General features: G+C 67.8%; 2 pseudogenes. One reads left to right on the plus strand and one right to left on the minus strand.

Annotation, left to right across the window (positions count from 1 at the left end):
- A pseudogene (locus A5659_RS08990) lies at positions 1 to 286 on the plus strand (hypothetical protein); the annotation flags it as partial.
- Position 287: 1 nt separating this feature from the next.
- Here A5659_RS08990 and A5659_RS08995 read toward each other — a convergent pair.
- Positions 288 to 519, minus strand: a pseudogene (locus tag A5659_RS08995) (hypothetical protein); the annotation flags it as partial.

The raw sequence follows: 519 nt of genomic DNA on the forward strand, positions 1-519 counted from the left end.
GATCTCGTTCGGGACCAAGGGCGGCGAGATCGAGATGGACGGGCAACGCATCGCCGTCCCGGTCTCGACCGACCAGATGAAGATGGTGGCCAAGCTGTCCGGCGGGCAGTCGTACACCGCCACCACCCTGGGCGAGCTGGAAAAGAGCTACAACGCCATCGAGAACGAGATCGGCTACCGCACGGTGCCGGGGCCGGGCAGCTCCGGCTGGCTGCGGCTGGCCGTGCTGACCGCCCTGATCGCGACCGCGCTGGCACTGCTGATCAACCGGCGCCTGCCCAGCTGACTCAGGCGGGCAGCCTGCGGTTCAGCAGGAGCCCGGCCAGGATGGCGCCGGCCAGGACGAACGCGCCGAGCAGCATCCAGGCCAGGCTGGCGTCGCCCTTCACGGTTTCGTAGCCGATCTGGCGCTGCAGCGTCGAGTACACGTTCTTCAGCGAGTCCAGGCTGTCGGCGTGGAACGACTGGCCGTCGGTGATCTCGCAGATCTTCTGCAGGGTCTGGTCGTCCACCGGAACC

Origin of the sequence: Mycobacterium sp. 1165196.3, assembly GCF_001673415.1 — a bacterium.
Taxonomy (GTDB): Bacteria; Actinomycetota; Actinomycetes; order Mycobacteriales; family Mycobacteriaceae; genus Mycobacterium; species Mycobacterium europaeum_A.